This is a genomic window from Streptomyces decoyicus (genome assembly GCF_019880305.1).
Classification (GTDB): domain Bacteria; phylum Actinomycetota; class Actinomycetes; order Streptomycetales; family Streptomycetaceae; genus Streptomyces; species Streptomyces decoyicus.
Map to the genome: position 1 here is coordinate 4037095 of NZ_CP082301.1, position 19241 is coordinate 4056335.

The 19241-nt window shown below is 71.0% G+C and carries 17 protein-coding genes and 3 tRNA genes; 8 read left to right on the forward strand and 12 right to left on the reverse strand.

Annotated elements, in window-relative coordinates:
* Positions 1 to 90: 90 nt before the first annotated feature.
* The 8 genes from purM to purS form a co-directional block, all read right to left on the reverse strand.
* Positions 91 to 1158 (reverse strand): phosphoribosylformylglycinamidine cyclo-ligase, encoded by a 1068-nt coding sequence (gene purM / locus K7C20_RS17625; protein WP_030086206.1) that lies wholly within the window; start codon positions 1156 to 1158, stop codon positions 91 to 93.
* Positions 1159 to 1193: 35 nt separating this feature from the next.
* A complete protein-coding gene (purF, locus tag K7C20_RS17630; protein ID WP_030086203.1) occupies positions 1194 to 2753 on the reverse strand; it encodes an amidophosphoribosyltransferase in 1560 nt (519 codons plus the stop codon).
* A 598-nt stretch (positions 2754 to 3351) separates the two neighbouring features.
* On the reverse strand, positions 3352 to 4149 hold the full coding sequence (locus tag K7C20_RS17635; RefSeq protein ID WP_053210421.1) for a maleylpyruvate isomerase family mycothiol-dependent enzyme: 798 nt from the start codon (positions 4147 to 4149) through the stop codon (positions 3352 to 3354).
* A 137-nt stretch (positions 4150 to 4286) separates the two neighbouring features.
* Positions 4287 to 5123: a M23 family metallopeptidase gene (locus K7C20_RS17640; RefSeq protein WP_030086199.1), complete on the reverse strand. Its 837-nt coding sequence runs from the start codon at positions 5121 to 5123 to the stop codon at positions 4287 to 4289.
* 36 nt (positions 5124 to 5159) lie between these two features.
* Positions 5160 to 5672: a helix-turn-helix domain-containing protein gene (locus tag K7C20_RS17645; protein WP_030086198.1), complete on the reverse strand. Its 513-nt coding sequence runs from the start codon at positions 5670 to 5672 to the stop codon at positions 5160 to 5162.
* Between the two features lie 165 nt (positions 5673 to 5837).
* Positions 5838 to 8087: a phosphoribosylformylglycinamidine synthase subunit PurL gene (purL, locus tag K7C20_RS17650; RefSeq protein WP_048830013.1), complete on the reverse strand. Its 2250-nt coding sequence runs from the start codon at positions 8085 to 8087 to the stop codon at positions 5838 to 5840.
* A 91-nt stretch (positions 8088 to 8178) separates the two neighbouring features.
* On the reverse strand, positions 8179 to 8859 hold the full coding sequence (purQ, locus tag K7C20_RS17655) for a phosphoribosylformylglycinamidine synthase subunit PurQ (RefSeq protein ID WP_030086197.1): 681 nt from the start codon (positions 8857 to 8859) through the stop codon (positions 8179 to 8181).
* The gene (gene purS, locus K7C20_RS17660) at positions 8856 to 9101 is read right to left on the reverse strand and encodes a phosphoribosylformylglycinamidine synthase subunit PurS (RefSeq protein WP_030086196.1); all 246 of its coding nucleotides are present in this window, start codon (positions 9099 to 9101) and stop codon (positions 8856 to 8858) included. Before purS ends, purQ begins: the two co-directional genes overlap by 4 nt.
* Before the next feature lie 300 nt (positions 9102 to 9401).
* Between purS and K7C20_RS17665 the strand changes: the two genes are divergently transcribed.
* The 8 genes from K7C20_RS17665 to K7C20_RS17700 all read left to right on the forward strand — a co-directional run bounded on the left by K7C20_RS17665 (position 9402) and on the right by K7C20_RS17700 (position 14248).
* Positions 9402 to 9722: a histone-like nucleoid-structuring protein Lsr2 gene (locus tag K7C20_RS17665; RefSeq protein ID WP_030086195.1), complete on the forward strand. Its 321-nt coding sequence runs from the start codon at positions 9402 to 9404 to the stop codon at positions 9720 to 9722.
* A 119-nt stretch (positions 9723 to 9841) separates the two neighbouring features.
* Positions 9842 to 9913 (forward strand) — tRNA-Gly (locus K7C20_RS17670).
* A 73-nt stretch (positions 9914 to 9986) separates the two neighbouring features.
* Positions 9987 to 10059, forward strand: a tRNA-Gly gene (locus K7C20_RS17675).
* Positions 10060 to 10434: 375 nt separating this feature from the next.
* Complete coding sequence (locus tag K7C20_RS17680; RefSeq protein WP_048830012.1) at positions 10435 to 11295, forward strand: ABC transporter ATP-binding protein; 861 nt, start codon at positions 10435 to 10437, stop codon at positions 11293 to 11295.
* 47 nt (positions 11296 to 11342) lie between these two features.
* Complete coding sequence (locus tag K7C20_RS17685; RefSeq protein WP_342452600.1) at positions 11343 to 12110, forward strand: ABC transporter permease; 768 nt, start codon at positions 11343 to 11345, stop codon at positions 12108 to 12110.
* Between the two features lie 185 nt (positions 12111 to 12295).
* Positions 12296 to 13402, forward strand: coding sequence for a sensor histidine kinase (locus tag K7C20_RS17690; protein ID WP_245171858.1), 1107 nt, complete (start codon positions 12296 to 12298; stop codon positions 13400 to 13402).
* A 114-nt stretch (positions 13403 to 13516) separates the two neighbouring features.
* A complete protein-coding gene (locus K7C20_RS17695) occupies positions 13517 to 14122 on the forward strand; it encodes a response regulator transcription factor (RefSeq protein ID WP_030086186.1) in 606 nt (201 codons plus the stop codon).
* Between the two features lie 53 nt (positions 14123 to 14175).
* Positions 14176 to 14248 (forward strand) — tRNA-Gly (locus K7C20_RS17700).
* A gap of 127 nt (positions 14249 to 14375) precedes the next feature.
* Here K7C20_RS17700 and K7C20_RS17705 read toward each other — a convergent pair.
* From K7C20_RS17705 to K7C20_RS17720, 4 genes are all read right to left on the reverse strand, one after another.
* Complete coding sequence (locus K7C20_RS17705) at positions 14376 to 15275, reverse strand: phosphoribosylaminoimidazolesuccinocarboxamide synthase (RefSeq protein WP_030086184.1); 900 nt, start codon at positions 15273 to 15275, stop codon at positions 14376 to 14378.
* Positions 15276 to 15373: 98 nt separating this feature from the next.
* Positions 15374 to 15523, reverse strand: coding sequence for a hypothetical protein (locus tag K7C20_RS17710; protein ID WP_160328777.1), 150 nt, complete (start codon positions 15521 to 15523; stop codon positions 15374 to 15376).
* A gap of 102 nt (positions 15524 to 15625) precedes the next feature.
* A complete protein-coding gene (locus tag K7C20_RS17715) occupies positions 15626 to 17107 on the reverse strand; it encodes a N,N-dimethylformamidase beta subunit family domain-containing protein (RefSeq protein WP_030086180.1) in 1482 nt (493 codons plus the stop codon).
* A 246-nt stretch (positions 17108 to 17353) separates the two neighbouring features.
* Positions 17354 to 19219, reverse strand: coding sequence for a hypothetical protein (locus K7C20_RS17720; protein WP_246655309.1), 1866 nt, complete (start codon positions 19217 to 19219; stop codon positions 17354 to 17356).
* Positions 19220 to 19241: the final 22 nt, after the last annotated feature.

Sequence of the window (19241 nt, forward strand, 5' to 3'; positions counted from 1 at the left end):
CCATGGGGCGGGCGGTGGGCGCACCGGCGGCTGCCGGAGAGTGGGGCGCCGCCCATGGCCCGCGTGGAGCCATGGAAGGCGCCCGTCCGCTCAGCTCGCGTAGTCACCGGTCAGGGTCACTGCCTCTGCGTGGTCACCGCGCTCGACGATCTCGCCGCTGACCCAGGCGTCCACACCCCGGTCGGCCAGCGTGGTCAGGGCGGCCTCCACCGACTCCTGCGGGACGACGGCGATCATGCCGACGCCCATGTTCAGGGTCTTCTCCAGCTCCCGGCGCTCGACCGAGCCGGCCGAGCCGACCAGGTCGAAGACCGGGCCCGGCGTCCAGGTGGCGCGGTCGACGGTGGCGTGCAGGCCGTCCGGGATCACCCGGCCGAGGTTGTTGGCCAGGCCGCCGCCGGTGATGTGCGAGAAGGCGTGCACCTCGGTCGTACGGGTCAGCGCCAGGCAGTCCAGCGAGTAGATCTTGGTGGGCTCCAGGAGCTCCTCGCCGAGCGTGCGGCCGAACTCCGGAATGTCCCGGTCCAGGGCCAGTCCCGCGCGGTCGAACAGCACATGGCGGACCAGCGAGTACCCGTTCGAGTGAAGCCCGGAGGACGCCATGGCGATCACCGCGTCGCCCGTACGGATACGATCCGCGCCCAGTACCCGGTCCGCCTCGACGACACCGGTGCCGGCACCGGCGACATCGAACTCGTCCGCGCCCAGCAGCCCCGGGTGCTCCGCGGTCTCGCCGCCGACCAGCGCGCAGCCGGCCAGTACACAGCCCTCGGCGATGCCCTTGACGATCGCGGCGACCCGCTCCGGGTAGACCTTGCCGACGCAGATGTAGTCGGTCATGAACAGCGGCTCGGCACCGCAGACGACCAGGTCGTCGACGACCATGCCGACGAGGTCGTGGCCGATGCTGTCGTACACGCCCATCTTGCGGGCGATGTCGACCTTCGTGCCGACGCCGTCGGTCGCGGAGGCGAGCAGCGGGCGCTCGTACCGCTTGAGGGCGGAGGCGTCGAAGAGGCCGGCGAAACCGCCCAGGCCGCCGACGACCTCGGGGCGGGTGGCCTTCTTCACCCACTCCTTCATCAGGTCCACGGCGCGGTCGCCGGCTTCGATGTCGACGCCCGCGCTCGCGTAGCTGGCACCAGTGGTCTCTGACATGACGGAGAACTTTCGTGTCGGGTGGGTGACGAGCTCTACGGGCGACGCAGCGCGTCGGCCCCGCCGACCCCGGCGGTGAGCGTCTGGACGCCGTCCACATCGGACTTCGCCTGGCTCGCGGTCTCCGACTCCAGGAGGTGCTTGCCCAGCAGCTCCGGGTCGGGCAGATCCATCGGGTATTCGCCGTCGAAGCAGGCGCGGCACAGATTCGGCTTGGCGATCGTGGTCGCCTCGATCATGCCGTCGATGGAGATGTACGCGAGTGAATCGGCGCCCAGCGACTTGCCGATCTCCTCCACGCTCAGCCCGTTGGCGATCAGCTCGGCGCGGGTGGCGAAGTCGATGCCGAAGAAGCACGGCCACTTGATCGGCGGGGACGAGATCCGGATGTGGACCTCGGCAGCGCCGGCCTCGCGCAGCATCCGGACCAGGGCGCGCTGGGTGTTGCCACGGACGATCGAGTCGTCGACGACCACCAGGCGCTTGCCGCGGATGACTTCCTTGAGCGGGTTGAGCTTGAGGCGGATACCGAGCTGGCGGATGGTCTGCGAGGGCTGGATGAAGGTCCGGCCGACGTAGGAGTTCTTGACCAGGCCGGAGCCGTAGGGGATGCCACTGGCCTCGGCGTATCCGACGGCTGCGGGGGTGCCGGACTCCGGCGTCGCTATCACCAGGTCGGCGTCGGCCGGCGCCTCGGCGGCCAGCTTGCGGCCCATCTCCACACGGGAGAGGTACACATTGCGGCCGGCGATGTCGGTGTCCGGGCGGGCGAGGTAGACGTACTCGAAGACACAGCCCTTGGGGCGGGCCTCGGCGAAGCGGCTGCTGCGCAGACCGTCCTCGTCGATGGCGACCATCTCACCGGGCTCGATCTCCCGGATGAAGCTGGCGCCGCAGATGTCGAGGGCGGCGGACTCGGAGGCCACCACCCAGCCGCGCTCCAGCCGGCCCAGGACCAGCGGGCGGATGCCCTGCGGGTCGCGGGCGGCGTAGAGCGTGTGCTCGTCCATGAAGCAGAGCGAGAAGGCGCCCTTGACCTTCGGCAGGACGCGGGGTGCGGCCTCCTCGACGGTCAGCGGCTTGCCGTCCTCGTCGACCTGGCCGGCCAGCAGCGCCGTCACCAGGTCGGTGTCGTTGGTGGCCGCGACCTGGGTCGCCCGGCCGCCCTCGCGGGGCAGCGCAGCGACCAGATCCGCCAGCTCGGCGGTGTTCACCAGGTTGCCGTTGTGGCCGAGCGCGATCGAGCCGTGCGCGGTCGCACGGAACGTCGGCTGGGCGTTCTCCCACACCGAGGCACCGGTGGTGGAGTAGCGGGCATGGCCCACGGCGATATGGCCCTGGAGAGAGCCGAGCGAAGTCTCGTCGAAGACCTGGGAAACGAGGCCCATGTCCTTGAAGACGAGGATCTGGGAGCCGTTGCTCACCGCGATGCCCGCGGACTCCTGTCCACGGTGCTGCAGCGCATACAGCCCGAAATAGGTGAGTTTGGCGACCTCTTCACCCGGAGCCCAGACACCGAAGACGCCGCAAGCGTCCTGGGGGCCCTTCTCACCGGGGAGCAGGTCGTGGTTGAGTCGTCCGTCACCACGTGGCACGGCACCGAGTCTAGGGCAGTTCGCGGATTCATCCGAACCGGGGATGGCCGCGCACCTGGATGAGTGCATAAACGGGGAGTGGCGCGCGGTTGACGTGGCCACGGCCGCCTCGCCGGGATTTCCGCCTCCGGAAGCCCCGGAACCCTTGGCGCACCTGGCCTCTCACCGGGTGCCCCGTCGCGGGCAGGGCCCCGAGGCGAGGCCGCCGTGCCGATCCCGGTCATCCCGTCGGCGTCCCCCGTCGCGGCGGAGGGGCGCGGAAGCTGCGCGGGACGGGCCGTGGGGTGCGGTGGCCGCCTTCCGCGCTTCAGCTGATCTTGTGGTGGCCTCTCTGAGCTGCGCTTTCCTCGCCCGTCACCGGATTTGCGCGCTCCGCTTCCCGGCCCTTCGTGGGCGGCACGAAATGGGCGGTTCGCCTCACTTGTGGCGTTTGTCACCAGTGGGGCTCCCCTCTGGCGGTGTGAGATACGCGACGCGCCCTCCGGCCGGCTGCGGACTGCGGACCGCGGACCGCCGGAGCTCACCACCGCGGAACACGGCCGTCGCCGCACCGGTCCGTCACCTCGGCCCAGCCCACCTCCGCCCGCCTCACCTCAGCTCAGCTCAGCAGGGGCAGATATCCCCCGATATCGGCCCGCTCTCCGCTGGCGCTGACGGTCGCCGCGTCCAGCGCCTCCGCCCAGGTCGTACGGCCGGTGGCCAGCCGGAGCCACGTCATCGGGTCCGTCTCGACGACGTTCGGCGGGGTGCCGCGGGTGTGCCGCGGGCCCTCGACGCACTGCACCACCGCGAACGGCGGCACCCGGACCTCGACCGAATTGCCGGGCGCCTTGGCGGCCAGGGCATCGGCCAACAGCCGGGTGGTGGCGGCCAGGGCCTGGCGGTCGTACGGGATCCGCAGACCGGTCGCCGCCGACAAATCGTCGCTGTGCACGACGAGTTCGACACAGCGGGTGACGAGAAAGTCGGAGAGCCGCATCGCACCGGGACGGCAAGCAACCACGCGGTCGTCCGCTTCCGGCGCTAGGACGCGGGCCAGTTCGTCGGCGGTGCGCTCCAGCAGCTCCACGGGGTCGTGGGCGTCGGCCAGGGCGCGGGTGCGGTCGTCCACGGAGGAGGCGAGGGGGCCGCCGGCGGCCGGCCAGTCCACGAGGGCGGCCTCCGCCCGCGGCGGGGCCGGATGCTCAAGACTGCGCGCCACGCTGCCGACCGCCATGGACAGATGCGCCACCAGCTCCCGCACCGTCCAGTCACCGAGCCGGGTCGGCAGCGCGAACTGCTCGGGCGCCAGACCGCGTACGGCTTCCCGGAGATGATCGAGCTGGGCCGCGACGGCGGCACGGGTCTTCTGGGCGTCGTACTGGCGGGCGCGCGGTTTCCGGGCGGCAGGCGGCATGACGATCAGCCTAGGCGGCACCTCTGACAACGGGCCAGGGATTTCTGGCGACAACAGGCCCGGGGTTCCGGTGCAGGGACCGCCCCACACGCTCCCTCGCCCGGCCTCGGCCTCTCTCGCGCAAGCGTCGAGACCCCTCAGCTCGCGGGCGTCCCGGCCGGTTCTTCGGCGTCGAAGAGTTCCCCGTTGGGCGGGACGCCGATGCCCCGCCAGGTGAAGGGAACCCCCTTGGCGGTCTTCAGGTCCACGCCGTCCATGAGCTGGAAGTGGACGTGCGGCTCCGAGCTGTTGCCGGAGTCGCCGCACTGGCCGAGCGGCTGCCCGGCCCGTACCCGGTCGCCGGTGCGGACGGTGAGCGAACCGCGCCGGACATGGGCGTAGAGCGCGTACGTGCCGTCGCCCAGATCGAGGATCACGTGGTTGCCGACGACCCGGCGGGCGCCTCCCAGCACGCGGGCCGACCCCTCGACGGCGAGCATGTAGACCGCCGCGGGCCATGAGGTGCGGCTGAGGTGGTCGCGCTGGCGGTCGTCGGCCCGTACGACGGTGGCATCGGCGACGGCGAGCAGAGGCGCGCCGAAAGCCGGGAAGGCTTCGTTGCGCCGGACCAGGGGCCACCAGCCGAAACCGGGGCGGGCGCCGGGCTCGGGTTCCGCCACGATGTCGATGGCGTAGGCCTGTCCGTATGACCGGGTGCCGTGGCTGGGGACCTTGTCGGCGGGGCTGTTGAGGGCCTTCCAGCGGCCGGTGACCGGCGCGGCGACCTCCACCGCCTCGGGGGCGGCGCCTGCCGAGCTCTTCGGCTCCGCGCGGGCCGCCTGGCGGTTCATGCCCAATCGGAGCAGCAGCCAGAGGACGAGCGGAACCCAGCCCCACCAGTACGGAATGTCGACGAAGAAGCTCGCCACGACCACCGCGAAGAAGGCGAACCAGCAAAGGCGAGCGGCCTGGCCGGAGAGTTTCCGCATGGATATGGACTTCATTCCTGTCCCCCTGGAATCGGCCGGGCGTCAGCGCCCGGCGGCGGTCAGCATCACGAGCAGCGGTACGACGCGGTGGGCCGGTACCTCGTAGCGGCCACGGGCGGCCGTGTGCAGCCAGCCGGCGGCGGTGAGCTGCCGGAGGTGGTGGTAGATCTGGCCGGTCGTGCCCGTGCCGTCCAGCTCCGTGAGTTCGGCGGCTGTGCAGCGGCCGCGGAGGATCTCGCGCAGCAGCCGCAGCCGTACGGGCTGGCCGAGCGCCGCGAACGACTCGGCGGCGTCCGCCCAGTCGGCGTCCAGCACGGTGTCGGTGTCCAGGCCGTACTGCCACTCGTAGCGCTGTCCGGCCGGGATCCGTACGGCGCCGGTGAAGAGCACTCCGCCGTTGTGGGCGCCCAGCTCGGCGAGCTGGGCCTGGAGACCGTGCAGGGCCCACAGGTCGTCGTCGGACTCGCGCTCGGGCGGGCCGGCGGCCAGGCCGGCGGACCGCTCCAGGGCGGCCAGCCGTCGCTCCAGCTCGGCCACCCGCTGTTCGAGATCCATGGTGAGAGATTACGTAATTACGTAATTCCTCGCAACGGCTTACCAGGAGGCGGGTGCGGGGCCTCCCGGAATCGGCCGGACAGCCCAAACAGCCGAAACGGCCCGCCGGACGTGCTGGCGGGCCGTTTCGGCCCAGGCTTCCCGGGCCGCGGCCCGGAGGGGTGACTACGCGATCAGGTGCGGGATCGTCGCCTCGTGCGCGTCCTTCAGCTCGCTCAGCGGGAGGCTGAACTGACCCTGGACGTCGATGGCGTCGCCGTCGATCACACCGATCCGGGTGGCCGGCAGCCCTCGCGCACCGCACATGTCGGTGAAGCGGAGCTCCTCGCTGCGCGGAACGGCGACGACCGCCCGGCCCGCCGACTCGGAGAAGAGCAGCACGAAGGGGTCGAGACCGTCGGGAACGACGACGCGGGCACCCTTGCCGCCGCGCAGGCAGGACTCCACCAGGGCCTGGATCAGACCGCCGTCGGAGAGGTCGTGCGCGGCGTCGATCATGCCGTCACGGGAGGCGGAGATCAGCACATCGGCCAGCAGCCGCTCGCGCTCCAGGTCCACCTTCGGCGGCAGACCACCGAGGTGATCGTGCACGACCTGCGACCACGCCGAGCCGCCCAGCTCCTCGCGGGTGTCACCCAGGAGGTAGACCAGCTGGCCCTCGTCCGCGAACGCGATCGGGGTGCGGCGGTTCACATCGTCGATGACGCCGAGCACCGCGACGACCGGCGTCGGGTGGATCGCCGTCTCGCCGGTCTGGTTGTAGAGCGAGACATTGCCGCCGGTCACGGGCGTACCGAGGGTCTGGCAGGCATCGGCGAGACCACGGGTGGCCTCGGCGAACTGCCACATGACCGCCGGGTCCTCGGGCGAACCGAAGTTCAGGCAGTCGGAGACCGCCAGCGGCTTGGCACCGGACGCGGCGACATTGCGGTACGCCTCGGCCAGGGCCAGCTGCGCGCCCGTGTACGGGTCGAGCTTGGCGTAGCGCCCGTTGCCGTCCGTGGCGAGCGCGACACCGAGGTTGCTGTCCGCGTCGATCCGGACCATGCCGGCGTCCTCCGGCTGCGCGAGGACGGTGTTGCCCTGCACGAACCGGTCGTACTGGTCGGTGATCCACGCCTTGGAGGCCTGGTTGGGCGAGGCCACCAGCTTCAGGACCTGCGCACGCAGCTCGTCCGCGTTCGCCGGGCGGGTCAGCTTGGCCGCGTCGTCGGCCTGGAGGGCGTCCTGCCAGTCGGGCCGGGCGTACGGGCGCTCGTAGACCGGGCCCTCGTGGGCGACGGTCCGCGGCGGTACGTCCACGATCTGCTCGCCGTGCCAGAAGATCTCCAGCTGCGAGCCGTCCGTCACCTCACCGATGACGGTGGCGATGACGTCCCACTTCTCGCAGATCTCCAGGAAGCGGTCGACCTTCCCGGGCTCGACGATCGCGCACATGCGCTCCTGCGACTCGCTCATGAGGATTTCCTCGGGCGAGAGGGAGGAGTCGCGCAGCGGCACGGTGTCCAGCTCGACGCGCATACCGCCGGAACCGGCCGAGGCCAGCTCGCTGGTGGCGCAGGACAGCCCGGCGCCGCCGAGGTCCTGGATGCCGTCGACCAGGTCTTCCTTGAAGATCTCCAGGGTGCACTCGATGAGGAGCTTCTCCTGGAAGGGGTCACCGACCTGCACGGCGGGGCGCTTGGTGGGCTTGGAGTCGTCGAAGGTCTCCGAGGCCAGCACGGAGACGCCGCCGATGCCGTCGCCGCCGGTGCGGGCGCCGTAGAGGATGACCTTGTTGCCGGCGCCGGACGCCTTGGCGAGGTGGATGTCCTCGTGCTTCATGACGCCGATGCAGCCGGCGTTGACCAGCGGGTTGCCCTGGTAGCAGGCGTCGAAGACGACCTCGCCACCGATGTTGGGCAGGCCCAGGCAGTTGCCGTAACCGCCGATACCGGCCACCACGCCCGGCAGGACGCGCTTGGTGTCGGGGTGGTCCGCGGCACCGAAGCGCAGCGGGTCGACGACGGCGACGGGGCGGGCACCCATGGCGAGGATGTCGCGGACGATGCCGCCGACGCCGGTGGCCGCGCCCTGGTAGGGCTCGATGTACGAGGGGTGGTTGTGGGACTCCACCTTGAAGGTCACGGCGTAGCCCTGGCCGACGTCGACGACACCGGCGTTCTCGCCGATGCCGACGAGCAGCGCGTCGTTCTCGGGGGCCTTCTCGCCGAACTGCTTCAGATGGACCTTGCTGCTCTTGTAGGAGCAGTGCTCGGACCACATGACCGAATACATGGCGAGTTCGGCGCCGGTGGGACGGCGGCCGAGAATCTCACGGATGCGCTGGTACTCGTCCTGCTTCAGGCCGAGTTCGGCCCACGGCTGGTCGGTGTCCGGCGTCTCGGCTGCGTGCTTGACGGTGTCGAGAGTCATGCCGCGCACCTTTCACTCGCTTCTCCGCCCGCGCGGCGCAGAGGTGCGGCATTCGTCTTCGGCTGCGGCCCGGTGGCCGCGCGTGCGTCGCTCATGCGTTGACCAGCTTCTTCAGGATCGAGGTGAAGAATCCGAGGCCGTCGGTACGGCCCGTACCGATCAGCGGCTCCACGGCGTGCTCGGGATGCGGCATGAGGCCGACGACATTGCCCGCCTCATTGGTGATGCCGGCGATATCGCGGAGCGAGCCGTTGGGGTTGCCGTCCAGGTAGCGGAAGGCGACCCGGCCCTCGGCCTCCAGCATGTCGAGCGTGCGCTCGTCGGCGACATACCGGCCGTCGATGTTCTTCAGCGGGATGCTGATCTCCTGACCGGACGCATAGTCCGAGGTCCAGGAGGTCTCCGCGTTCTCCACCCGCAGCTTCTGGTCGCGGCAGATGAAGTGCAGATGGTTGTTGCGCAGCATCGCGCCGGGCAGCAGGTGGGACTCGGTGAGCACCTGAAAGCCGTTGCAGATGCCAAGGACCGGCATACCGGCCCTGGCCTGCTCGATCACGGTCTCCATCACCGGCGAGAACCGGGAAATGGCCCCGGCCCGCAGATAGTCGCCGTAGGAGAAACCGCCGGGCAGCACCACGGCGTCGACCTGCTTGAGGTCCTTGTCGCGGTGCCACAGCGGCACCGCTTCGGCTCCGGCGACCCGGACCGCGCGCTGGGTGTCGCGGTCGTCGAGCGTGCCGGGGAAGGTCACAACTCCGATCCGCGAGGTCATGAGTCGACCCGCACGGTGAAGTCTTCGATGACGGTATTGGCGAGGAAGGTCTCGGCCATCTCTTGGATGCGAGCGAGGGCGGCGTCGTCGACCGGACCCTCCACCTCAAGTTCGAAACGCTTGCCCTGACGGACGTCGGCGATCCCCTCGAAGCCCAGGCGTGGCAGTGCGCGCTGCACCGCCTGCCCCTGCGGGTCGAGGATCTCCGGCTTGAGCATGACGTCGACTACGACGCGTGCCACTGGCACTCCCGGTGGTGTGGTGCGTAAGGCGGTGTCAACACAGTACCGTGTTCGAAAATCTACGCGCATAGATATGCAGGGAGCCCGATCACGGTCCGGTATCGGCAGGAGCGCGGCTCAGGAAAAATTCTCGAAAAGATCCGGGGTCCGGATTGCGGGAAGACACGCTGACGAAATTAACTGGGCTTCACAATGCAATGCCCATCGCTGTACAAATGAAAAAGCATTGATCCCAATCAGCCGGATCCGGAGCATCACCCCATGTCAACAAGGGGTTGCTCCCCGAAAGGACCGATATCCGTGGCGCAGCGCGTAGTAGTAACGCTCTCCGATGACATCGACGGAGGAGAAGCCGCAGAGACGGTCACCTTCGGACTGGACGGGAAGTCGTACGAGATCGACCTCAATCCCGCCAATGCGAAGAAACTGCGCGGCGCCCTCGCTCCGTTCGTCGAGGCCGGCCGCAAGCGGGCCAAGTCCGGCAAGGCCTACCACCGGACCGCGGTGAACCCCGATCCCGCGGCCGTCCGTGCCTGGGCCCGCTCCAACCAGATGGACGTCCCCCCGCGCGGCCGGATCCCCAAGAAGGTCTACGAAGCCTTCAACGCCGCCAATCACTAACCGACTTACCGGCGTCCCCCGGCCCGGGCACAGCCGACTTGCACAGCACCCCTACTGATCAGCTAGAGTCTGGAGCACGCCGAGGGGCGAGGCCGAAAGGCCGGACCTCACGGAGTCACGCGGGTGTAGCTCAGTAGTAGAGCGCCCTCTTTCCAAGAGGGAGGCGCAGTGTGCAATCCCTGTCACCCGCTCTGACAGCTCGACCGGTCTTTGGATCAGGTACAGTAGCTGTCGCGCCGCTCGGTGAAAGCCGAGTGGATGCCTGCGGACGTAGCTCAGTTGGTAGAGCGCAACCTTGCCAAGGTTGAGGTCGCGAGTTCGAGCCTCGTCGTCCGCTCAGAAAGAGAAGGCCCCGGTCATTGCGACCGGGGCCTTCTTCATTTACCGCGACGCCACTCCGGCCCCTCCTGCCTCTCTCCTCCCTTCCGGCGTTGGCAACTGACATTTGTCATCGGCTGCGATGACAGTCCGCACTGCCCGGAACCTTGATCCGGCGAAACGCTGGACGCATGAACATCGGGGAGAAAACCATCGCGGACGCCGGCCGCGGCGACACCGGGAGCGCCGGCTCCGGAGTCGGTGTGATCGAAGTCACCGAACTCCGCAGGTGCTACGACGCACCGACAAGGGGCAGGAGCGGGGCGGGCGCGGGGGCGGGCGCGGTGAGCGCGGAGCGCGGAGCCGGACCGCCGCGCGGGAGAGCTATGAGGCCGTGCGCGGAATCGACTTCTCCGTCGACCGGGGCGAGCTGTTCGCGCTGCTGGGGACCAATGGCGCGGGCAAGACCTCCACTCTCGAGCTGCTGGAGGGCCTGGCCGCGCCCACCGCCGGGCGGGTCCGGGTCCTCGGCCATGATCCGTTCCGTGAGCGGGGCAGGGTGCGGCCCCGTATCGGCGTCATGCTCCAGGAGGGCGGCTTTCCCTCCGAGCTGACGCCCGCGGAGACCCTGCGGATGTGGGCGGGCTGCACCACCGGGTCGCGCCCGGTCGATGAAGCCCTCGGCACGGTGGGGCTGGACCGGCGCAGGGACGTCCGGGTCAAGCAGCTGTCCGGGGGTGAGCGCCGGCGGCTGGACCTCGCCCTCGCGCTGCTGGGACGGCCCGAGGTGCTGTTCCTGGACGAGCCGACGACGGGGCTGGACACCGAAGCGCGCCGTGCCACCTGGGAGTTGGTCCGCGAGCTGCGGGACTCCGGGACCACGATCGTGCTGACCACGCACTACCTCGAAGAAGCCGAGGAGCTGGCGGACCGACTGGCGATCTTGCACAACGGGCGGATAGCGGCAGCGGGACATGTCGCGGACGTGGTCGCCGCGCATCCCTCGCACCTCTCCTTCGAGCTGCCCGACGGATTCCATCTGGGCGATCTCCCGCCGCTGGGGGAACTGGGCGTCATCGGCCAAGAGACGCGCGGGCGCACGGTCCGGCTGCAGACGGACGAACTACAGCGGACCGCGACCGGAGTGCTGCTGTGGGCGCAGGACAAGGGGATAACGCTGCGCGGCCTGGACGTCAGATCCGCGTCCCTGGAAGAGGCATTTCTGCACATCGCAAAGGGGCTGGAGAACACATGAGTGCAAGTGCGAGCCGAGCTGTCGGCAATGAGCGGCCGAAAATTCCCGTGGAAACGCGCACTGTGGGCCGTCTACTCTCCCTGGGGCGAGCCGAGTTGACGCTTCTCGGCCGCAACAAGACCGCGCTGTACACCTCGCTGATCATGCCGATTGTCATGGCGTTCGCCATGCAGCGGGCGGCCAGCTCGACGAACCTGGCCGGCATGGGACTGTCGCTCGGAACGGTGCTGTTGCCCGGCACTCTCGGCTGCGTTCTGATCTTTTCCGTCTACTCCAACCTCACCGCCGCCTATGTCGCCCGGCGCGAGGAACTCGTGCTCAAACGGCTGCGTACCGGAGAGCTGCGGGATCTGGAAATACTGACGGGCACCGCGCTCCCCTCGGTACTGCTGGGGCTGGCGCAGTGCGCGCTCCTCGTCGTCGCCGGCAGTCCGGCGCTGGGCACCGGTCTGCCCACCGCGCCGCATCTCCTGATCGCCGGAGTGCTGCTGGGCCTGGCCGTGGCCGTCGGGCTCGCCGCGGCGTCCTCGGCCTTCGCGAAGTCGGCCGAGTCCGCTCAGCTGACCGTGCTGCCCTTCATGCTGGTGTCGCTGGCCGGGTCCGGGATGATGGTTCCGCTGGACGTCCTTCCGAAGAACGTCGCCGCCTTCCTCGAAGTCCTCCCGCTGTCACCTGCGATGGAGCTGATACGGGCAGGCTGGGCCGGGGGCGAGGGCGTCAAGCAGACGGTGGGGCAGCTGATTACCGGCCTGGCCTGGAGCGGGCTCGCGCTGTTGGCTGTGCAGCGGTGGTTCCAGTGGGAGCCGCGGCGCTAGCAACGCAGAGCTATCGGCACGACGGGGGCGAGCAGCGCATGATCGGACGGCTACGGGCGGCCTGGCAGCGGCGGGGCCAGGTGGGCATGGTCGACGCGTACTTCCGCTGGACTCTCTACGCCCTCCCCTGGCTTCCCGTGTTGGGTGGGGTGGCGCCCGTTATGGGCAACACAGGGGGGAGGCCGTTGCCGGTCGCTTTGGCCACTGTCGCCGTTGTTCTGAATGTGGTGCAGGGCGTACTGGCCGTACCGCTGTTGAACCGGGCTCTGGACCGTTATCTGAAGCTGGGGACGACACCGCGCGGCCTGCTGGTCGTCTCGGGTGTGCTGACCCTCGCCGCCGAGATCGCGCTGTGCGCGCTGATAGCGGTCCAGGGAACGGCCGACAAGGAAAGACTGAGCTCGGTGGCCCTGGCGATCGGCGCGAGCCTCACACCGTTCTTCATGGCTCACAGTCTGGTGGTGTCCAAGCGGAGCTTTCTTGCGGCGCTGGCCGGCGCCGCGACGGGGCTCCTCCTGCTGCTCGCCCTGCTCACGGGATCCTGGCTGGGCTCGCTGGGCCTGGCGGTCCTGCTGGTCTTCGCCGGCGTATGGAGCCTCGGGACGACGCGGCCCACGGGCTGGATACTCGCCGCGGTCCGGAAGCTGGATGCGGCGCGCAGCATCGAGACACGGCTCGCGGTCGCCGAGGAGCGGCTGCGGTTCGGCCGCGATCTGCACGATGTCATGGGCCGGAATCTGGCGGTGATCGCCCTGAAGAGCGAGCTGGCGGTCCAGCTGGCCCGGCGGGAACGGCCGGAGGCCGCGGAGCAGATGGTGGAGGTGCAGCGGATCGCCCAGGAGTCCCAGCGGGAGGTACGGGAGGTGGTGCGTGGTTACCGGAGGGCCGATCTGCAGGCGGAGTTGGCCGGGGCCCGCTCCATCCTGCGGGCGGCCGGAGTGGACTGCCGTATCGAGGGCGAGGAGGAGACACAGCTGCCGCCCGAGGTGGAGTCGGCGCTCGGCTGGGTCGTCCGCGAAGGCACCACGAACGTCCTGCGGCATGCCGCCGAGGTGCGGCGCTGTGCGGTGCGGACCCGGATCGATGCGCACCGCTCGGTGCTCGTGATGATCATGGAGAACGACGGCGTCACCCACCCGCCGCCCGCCGCCAGCGGCTCGCTCCCCGGCAGCGGCCTCAAGGGACTGCGGGAGCGGCTCCACCCCCTGGGCGGCACCCTGACCTCGGGCCCGGTCCTGAACGGTTCCTACCGTCTGACCGTCGAACTACCCATGGGAGCGGCGACGGGGTAGGGGCCAGGGAGTGAGTAGGGGCGAGGGGGTAAACGGCTCGGTGCGGGGGTTCGCGGTGGCTGGAGAGGTGGGTGGAGAGGTGGGTGGCGGGTGAGCGACGGGGTGCAGGGCAGCATGATCCGGGTGTTGCTCGCGGATGACGAGCATCTGATCCGGGGGGCGCTGGCGGCGTTGTTGTCGCTGGAGGACGATCTGCTGGTGGTGGCCGAGGCGGCATCGGGGCCGGAGGCTCGGGCGATGGCACGGGCGCACGAGCCGGACGTGGCGGTACTGGATCTGCAGATGCCGGGGGCGGACGGTGTGGCGGTGGCCACATCGTTGCGGGGTGAGGTGCCGGGGTGCCAGTCCATGATCGTGACGAGTCATGGGCGGCCGGGGCATCTGAAGCGGGCGCTGGAGGCCGGGGTGCGGGGGTTCGTGCCGAAGACGGTGTCGGCGCAGAGGCTGGCGGAGATCATACGTACGGTCCACGCCGGAAACCGTTATGTGGACACGGAGTTGGCGGCGGACGCCATCAGCGCCGGGGAGTCACCGCTGACGGTCCGGGAGGCGGAGGTGCTGGAATGCGCCGAGGACGGGGCGCCGGTCATGGAGATCGCGGAGCGGGCGTCGCTGTCGCCGGGGACGGTGCGGAACTACCTCTCGTCGGCGACCGCGAAGCTGGGCGCGGAGAACCGCCATGCCGCGGCGCGCCTCGCCCGCGAGCGAGGTTGGCTATAGTGGTGCCCGCACCGCGCGGCGGCGACTGATTCCAGGAGCTGTGCACGGAGCATGCGGACGTAGCTCAGTTGGTAGAGCGCAACCTTGCCAAGGTTGAGGTCGCGAGTTCGAGCCTCGTCGTCCGCTCAGAAGAGAAGGCCCCGGTCGGTAGTGATGCCGACCGGGGCCTTTTCGTGTGCCGGGGCGCTGCGCCGGGGCGCCCGGCCCGGAGACCGGTGCTCCGGCCCGGGTGCACACCCGGGCCGGAGGAGGGTCACGACCAGCGCAGGCCCGTGAGGCGCTCGTAGGCCTCGGCGTACTTGGCGCGGGTGCTCTCGACGATCTCCTGCGGGAGGGCGGGGGGCGGCAGCTCGCCCGTACGGTCCCAGTCCGCGGCCGGGGAGGTCAGCCAGTCGCGGACGAACTGCTTGTCGAAGGACGGCTGGGCGCGGCCCGGCTGCCACAGGTCGGCGGGCCAGAAGCGCGAGGAGTCGGGCGTCAGGACCTCGTCGGCCAGGGTCAGCTGCTCACCGTCGAAGCCGAACTCGAACTTGGTGTCCGCCAGGATGACGCCGCGCTCGCGGGCGATGTCGCGGGCCCGGCCGTAGACGGCGAGGGTCGTCTGCCGCAGTTGGGCGGCGACCTCGGGGCCGACCTGGTGGGCGACTTCCTCGTAGGAGACGTTCTCGTCGTGGTCGCCGACGGCAGCCTTGGTGGCCGGGGTGAAGATCGGCGCGGGGAGCTCGGAGCCGTCCACCAGGCCTTCGGGGAGGGCCAGCCCGCAGACCGTACGGGTCTGCCGGTATTCGGCGAGGCCGGAGCCGGTGAGGTAGCCGCGGGCCACACACTCGACGGGGACCATCCGCAGCGACTTGCAGACCAGGGTGCGGCCCGCCCAGTCGGCGGGGGCACCGGCCGGGACGTCGGTGGAGATGACGTGGTGCGGGACCAGGTCGGTGAGCTGCTCGAACCACCACAGGGACAGCTGGGTGAGGATGCGGCCCTTCTCGGGGATCTCGGTGGGCAGCACCCAGTCGTAGACGGAGGTGCGGTCGCTGGCGACCATGATCAGATCGCCGGCGGCGTTCTGGTAGAGGTCGCGCACCTTGCCGGTGTGAAGGTGGGTGAGCCCGGGAACCTCCACCGGCTCAGGCTTTTCTACAAAACCGGGCACGCTTCCTCCGCGTAGGTTGATCCAGGAGTCATCTCGATTCTCCCTTACGCGGGCCGGTGGTGACGGGCGGGGGCCGGGTGCACCGGTGGAGGCGTGCGTCAGGCGGTGGTCCGGGTGCCCCGGAGGGCGATCGGCACGAGGGTGGCCGCGGCCCGGCCGGGCGGGCGCGGCACGGCGGTTACGGACGGCCAGGCGAGCACGGTACGGCGGGTACGGGCGAGCACGGTACGGCGGGTACGGGCGAGCACGGTACGGCGCGTGCGGGCGAGCGCGGTACGGCGCGTGCGGGCGAGCGCGGTACGGCGCGTGCGGGCGAGCGCGGTACGGCGGTTACCGGCAGGCGGCCGGACTCAGTCGCGTTTGCAAATGCGGTCGAGGAGGTTGGCGGTGGCGCGTTGGACGCGTTCGTCGACATGGCCGGGGCGGTCGAGGGCGGGGGACCAGGCGAAGGTGCCGGAGGCGAAGACCCAGGCGCCGCTGGGGGCGCGGTAGAGGGAGGTCTCCTGATGGCGACGGGCGCCTTCGCTGTCGCGGTAGGGGGAGTGGGCGAGCAGGATGCGTTCGGTGTGCTCGGGGAGGTTGGTGCGCGGGAAGTAGCGGTCGGCCTCGCCGGCGACCAGGCCGGGGAGTTCGTCGCCTTCGTGGGCACCGCTGGCGTCCCACAGCCAGTGCGCGCCGTTGCGGACGACCAGGGGGGCCGGCTCGGGGACCCGGCCGGCGTACTGGATGCCCATCAGTCGTTGTTCGGGGCTGCCCAGCTCCCGCCAGAGGGCGGGACGCCCGGGGCCCTGGCGCTTGCGGCAGTGCAGCAGGGACTCCGCACCCGAGGGGGTCGGAGAGAGTTCGACCTGCCAGTACATGGTGTTGGCGGAGAGGAAGACGAGGGAAGTGCCGTTGTCGCGGGCGTGCTCGACCGTACGGCGCATGGGCACCGACCAGTACTCGTCGTGGCCGGGGAAGACCAGGCCGCGGTAGCGGGACGGGTCGACGCGGCCGGCGTGCAGATCGCGGGCGTCGGCGTAGGCGAGGTCGTAGCCGTAGCGCTCGGCCCAGCGGATGAAGTCGTAGGCGTGGCCGACATGGAGGGGCAGTCCCGCGCCGGCGTAGGGGCGGTCGAAGGAGACGGTGGTGGCGGCGTCCCCTTCGCCGAGCAGGGCGCCCTTTTCGTCCCAGGCGTGGTAGAGGCTGGCGCCGGTCCGGCCGTCCTCCGGGTAGAGGTTGTAGGCCTGCCAGGTGATGTCGGGCAGCAGCAGGAGGAGGTCGGCGGGCTGGTTGTCGCGGACCGTGAAGGGGATGTGGGAGCGGTAGCGGCCGTCGGCGGTGGTGAGCACGGCGACATACGCGCCGAGCTGCCAGTACGTGGGGACCTGAAGGCGCCAGGACAGCCACCAGTGGTGGCAGGAGGCCGTGCGGTCGGCCGTCAGCGGGGGCGGCTGGACGATGCCGGCCAGCCGGGGGCTGTTGGTGATCTTGGAGGCGCCGGCGCCCGCGTAATGGCCGATGCGGTAGATGTCGATGTTGAACGGCTGGGGCGGATCGACCGAGACACGGAAGTCGATGGCCTCGCCGGGAGCCACCGCGCCCGGACCGGCGAAGCCCTTGATCTGGCGGTGCACGTCGTCGGCGGTACGCGGGCCGTTGTGCTTGCTGGGGGCGGGCACCCGCAGATCGCCCTGGGCGACGGCGGGGTCGACGTACCAGGGAATGATGCGGCCGGAGTCGAAGTAGTTCTCGCTGCCGCGCAGCCAGGGCAGCGGGCCCTGTCCGAACGGGTCCGTGACCGCGTGGGCGAGCGCGCCCGACTCCCAGCGCCTGATCTGATCCGTCGCCACCTTCCACTCCCCTCCCGCGTCCCCGTTCGGCCGCGGCCGATCGGGCCGGTGCTGCGCCCGGTCGGGCTAACCCGGCCGGCCATCCCCCAGCACATCACATTACGCACTCACTTCGTCACCCTTCGTCGTGAATTTAGAGGGTGCCGCCCCCGAAATGCGAACTGGAAGGGAACATTCAGCCGGTGGCGCGGGAGGTCCGGGGCGTCTGCCCCGGCCCCCGCACGGCGGATAAGTGCGGCTTACCGGTCATACCAGCCGGACCGGCTTCTCGGGGCGTACGCCCACCGTCGTCAGCCATCCGCGGAGCGGCTCCGCATCGCCGTCGTCGACCAGGCTGAGCACCGGACGGCCGAGGTCGGCGCGGCGGGCGCCGTCGACCAGCAGCGCCGGGCCGTCGAGCCAGTCCAGGCCGGGGGCGGCACCGGCGGTGTCGACGGCCGCACAGCAGACCATGGCGGTGACGTGGTCGGCGAGGAGTTCGCGGCCCGTACGGGGCGGTTGCAGCGGGAACAGCGGCAGACCGCCCTCGGCCACCATGCCGTCACCCCAGGCCACGCCGACGGTGGCGTCCTGCGCCGAGCCGCCACGGGCGGCCTGGCGGGCGGCCTCCTCGCGTTCCTCTCGCTCGACCTCCGCGCCCAGCCGGGCGGCGACCAGATCGCCCGCCCGCTCGTCCTGGGCGAGCCGGTCGATGACGCGGGCCAGCGTCGGGCCCGGGGCCGGTGCGGCCGGCCGGTCACCGGAGCGGTCGGCGGAGGACGGGCCGGCGGGCCGGTCGGCGGTGGGGTGGTGGTCGGCAGGCGACCGGTCTGCGGGCGTACGGGGGGCGGAGCGGGCGTACGAGAGGGGCGGGGCGGAGGCGGGGTGCGGGGCGGGGGCCGCCGACGTCGGCGGGGCCGCCGGGAGCGCGGTCGCCGGGAGCGCGGTCGCCGGGAGGTTGTCGAGGACGCGGTGGAGTCGGGCTGCCTCCAGGCGCCACTTCCGGTCCACGACCTCTTCCGGGTACTGGCCCCAGCCGACCGGTGACCAGTCGGGGCCCGGTTCGGCCGGGCCGCCGTGGAAGAGGCGGGCGGCCAGCAGGGAGGCGGCACGGTCGATGGCGCCGGGCTCCTCCAGGAGGTCGCAGGCGGGGCGCTCGCCGAGGCGGGAGGCGAAGCCGTTGGCCAGGCGGTCGCGGCGGGAGAGTTCGGTGAGCGCGGAGACCACACCGGCGTCCAGCCGGGAGGGCCAGCGGCCCATCCGCCAGGCGGGCAGCGCGACCCGGGTCAGCAGCCGGTCCCAGCCCGCGTAGGCGAGGCCGACCTGTTCCTGGGCGACGATCCGCAGGCCGTAGTCGACGGTCTGGGCACGCTCGGAGGCGGCGGCCGCCACGGCGCGTTCCATGATCGTGGCGTGTTCGCGGCCGGCGCGCAGCAGCAGCCGGGCGACCCGGCCGACGAAGCGGAGCGGGAGCGCGCGCAGCGGGCCGCGGGCGCGGGCCGCGACGGCGACGGCGGCATCCAGGCCGCGGATGAAGCGGCGGGCGGCAGCTATGTCGGGATGGGCGGACGGACCGGTGCCGGCGACGACGGGGGCCAGCAGGGCGCGCAGCTCGGCCACCCGCATCCACCACAGGAAAGGGGAGCCGATGACCAGGACCGGCGCCTCGGGCGTGCGGCGTGCTTCACCGCGGGCCGCTCCCGTGCTGCGGCGCGGCGGGCCGTGGGCGCGGTGCGTACGGTCCTCCAGCCAGCTGTCGCAGTCCGGGGTGAGCGCTATGGCCGAGGGCGCGGGGACCTCAAGGCGGTCGGCGAGATCGCGGACGAGGCGGTAGAGATCGGGGGCCGACTTCTCGGAGATCGGCACGGACGGGCTGAGCGCGGGTCTGGCGCGCGCGACGACGAGGGCGACCAGCGCGGCCAGGAGCAGGCTGAGCACCGCGAGAGAGCCGGCGATCCAGCGGGCGAGGTCCCAGCCGGTACCCGCGCCGAGATGGCCGCTCGCCCGGCCGGCGAACAGCACCACGGCCACGGCCGCCGGCAGCAGTGCGACGGCCAGTGCGGTGCTGCGGATACGCAGCACGGCGAGGGCGCGGGCACGCGCCGCCAGGACGCCTGTTTCCGGACTTGCCACGAGCCTGTACACCCCCTGCTGT

Bases quoted from the DNA above. Each gene is read 5' to 3' on its own strand.
- K7C20_RS17645 (WP_030086198.1), bottom strand. From the start codon at position 5,672: ATGGATCTCGAACAGCGGGTGGCCGAGCTGGAGCGACGGCTGGCCGCC.
- K7C20_RS17695 (WP_030086186.1), top strand. From the start codon at position 13,517: ATGATCCGGGTGTTGCTCGCGGATGACGAGCATCTGATCCGGGGGGCG.
- purL (WP_048830013.1), bottom strand. From the start codon at position 8,087: ATGACTCTCGACACCGTCAAGCACGCAGCCGAGACGCCGGACACCGAC.
- purQ (WP_030086197.1), bottom strand. From the start codon at position 8,859: ATGACCTCGCGGATCGGAGTTGTGACCTTCCCCGGCACGCTCGACGAC.
- K7C20_RS17635 (WP_053210421.1), bottom strand. From the start codon at position 4,149: ATGCCGCCTGCCGCCCGGAAACCGCGCGCCCGCCAGTACGACGCCCAG.
- purM (WP_030086206.1), bottom strand. From the start codon at position 1,158: ATGTCAGAGACCACTGGTGCCAGCTACGCGAGCGCGGGCGTCGACATC.